General features: G+C 71.6%; 1 protein-coding gene. It reads left to right on the top strand.

From position 1 onward, the window contains the following. On the top strand, positions 1–2,633 hold a 2,633-nt coding region (locus tag AB0L65_RS62780; protein WP_364267559.1), incomplete at both ends, for a polyketide synthase dehydratase domain-containing protein.

Raw genomic sequence — 2,633 nt, 5'->3', positions numbered from 1 at the left:
GCTGAGCTGCCGACGTATGCGTTCCAGCACCGGCGCTACTGGCTGGAGCCTGCCACGACCGGCGTGTCGGACGCGGGCGGGCTGGGCCAGGCCCGGGTGGACCACCCCCTGTTGGGTGCGGCGGTTGAACTGCCCGATCACGGAGGGCTGGTGCTGACCGGCCGGATCTCGACCGCCACGCATCCCTGGCTGGCCGATCACGGGGTGGGGGAGACGCTGCTGTTCCCCGGCACCGGGTTCGTGGAGCTGGCCGTGCGGGCGGGAGATGAGGTCGGCTGCCCGGTGGTGGAGGAGCTGACGCTTGAGGCGCCGCTGGTCATCGAGGGCGACGAGGCGGTCCAGCTTCAGGTGGCGGTGTCCGCTGCCGGTGAGGACGGTCGGCGTGAGGTGGCGGTGCATGCCCGCACCAGCCAGCGACCCTGGACACGCCACGCGACTGGAACCCTTACCGCGACAAGCAGCACGCCGAGTCCTGCTGGCGAGCAGTGGCCGCCCACGGGAGCGCAGGCGGTGGACGTGTCCGGCCACTACGAGACACTCGCCGGCACCGGATACGGGTATGGTCCGGCCTTCCAGGGACTCAAGCGGGCCTGGATCCGCGACAACGAGGTGTTCGCCGAGGTAGAGCTCGACGAGCGGGAGGCCGCCGAAGCCGACCAGTACGGCATCCACCCGGCCCTCTTGGACGCCGCCCTGCATGCCACGGGCCTGATCGAGCAGGCTGAGGGCGTCGCGCTGCCGTTCGCCTGGAACGGGGTGGAGCTCCTGGCTTCGGGAGCCCAGCAGGCGCGCGTTCACGTCCTTCCGGCTGAGGGCGGAGCTTCCAGCATCCGGATCGCCGACGCCACCGGCGTCCCGGTCGCGGTCGTCACGAGTTTGATCACGCGTCCGCTGCCCGCCGGTGGACTGTCATCGCGTACCCGGCCCGGACACGAGGCGCTCCACCACCTGCAGTGGGTGATACCGCCAAGCTGGAACCCACCCCATGCCCGAGGGCCGATAGCCGTCATAGAGACGTACGGCAGAGTGACCGAGGCCCTGCTCGGCGGCGACCTGGAGGTGCGCTCATACGCCGATCTCCACGCGGCAGCGGGTGCCGACGGCATCACGACCCTGGTCATTCCTTGCCCGATCTCGCAGGCAGACGACCAGGAACCGCTGGAGGGCCTGCGGTCGGAGCTGGACCGGGTCGTGGGCGTGCTGCGTGACTGGCTGGCCGATGAGCGGCTGGCCGAGACCCGGCTGGTGCTGGTGACCACGGGTGCGGTGACGACCGGTACCGAGGCCGGCAGCGCCGGCGGTGGTGCTCTGGTCGAGGCGGCGGTGTCGGGCCTGGTGCGTTCGGCGCAGGCGGAGAACCCGGGCCGGATCGTCCTCGTGGACGTCGATCGCGCGGCCGATTCGCTCACCGCACTGGCCTCGCTGCTGGGCGTGGAGGACGAGCCCCAGATGGCGGTGCGGGCCAGTCGGGTGCTGGTGCCCCGTCTGGCCCGTGCGGACACCTCCGGCGATCTAGCGACGCCCGAGGGGCCGGAAGCCTGGCGGCTGGACAGTCCCGTCAAGGGCTCCATCGACGGGCTGAACCTGATCCCGGCCCCCGAGGCCGATCAGGAGCTGGCCGCCGGTGAGGTGCGCGTGGACGTCCGCGCGGCCGGCCTGAACTTCCGCGACGTGGTCGTGACACTGGGCATGGTGCCCGAACAGGGCGGGCTCATCGGTGGTGAGTTCGCCGGGATCGTCTCCGAGATCGGGCCCGGGGTGGACGGGCTGCGGGTCGGCGATCAGGTGATGGGCCTGGGCGAAGGGACCTTCGGCCCGCGTGTCGTGGCTGATCGCCGGATGATGGCGCGGATGCCGCAGGGGTGGAGTTTCGCCCGCGCGGCGTCGGTCCCGGGAGCGTTCGCGACCGCCTGGTACGGACTCGTCGACCTGGCCGGGCTCAGCCGTGGGGAGAGGGTATTGATCCACTCCGGCGCCGGCGGCGTGGGCATGGCCGCGATCCAGATCGCCCGGCATCTGGGTGCGGAGGTGTTCGCCACCGCTTCGCCTGCCAAGCAGCACCTGCTGCGGGCGCTGGGTGTGCCTGAGGGCCACATCGCCTCCTCCCGCGACCTGGACTTCGCTGACGCCTTCGCCGCAGTCACCGGAGGCGAAGGGATGGACGTGGTGCTCAACTCGCTGGCCGGCCCATTCACTGACGCCTCCCTCGACCTGCTCACCCCTGGCGGGCGGTTCATCGAGATGGGCAAGACCGACCGGCGCGACCCGGCCGACGTCGCGAACACCCACCCCCACGTCCGGTACCGCAGCTTCGACCTCATGGACGCCGGCCACGAGCGGATCGGCCAGATGCTCGCCGAGCTACTGGACCTGTTCGCCTCCCAGGAACTGGCCGGTCTGCCGGTGCGGTGCTGGCCGGTGCAGCAGGCCCGGCAAGCGTTCCGGCACATGGCCCAGGCCCGCCACACCGGCAAGATCGTCCTGACCATGCCGCGTGCGCTGGACCCCGACGGCACGGTACTGATCACGGGCGGCACCGGCGGCCTGGGTGCCATCCTGGCCCGCCACCTGGCCACCGAGCACCAGGCCGGGCATCTGCTGCTGGCCTCCCGCCGAGGAGACCAAGCCCCCGA

It is taken from the genome of Nonomuraea sp. NPDC052116 (genome assembly GCF_040680035.1).
Taxonomy (GTDB): Bacteria; Actinomycetota; Actinomycetes; order Streptosporangiales; family Streptosporangiaceae; genus Nonomuraea; species Nonomuraea angiospora_A.
Note: the sequence above shows the minus strand (reverse complement) of the source record. Positions and strands in the feature narration are given on the sequence as shown.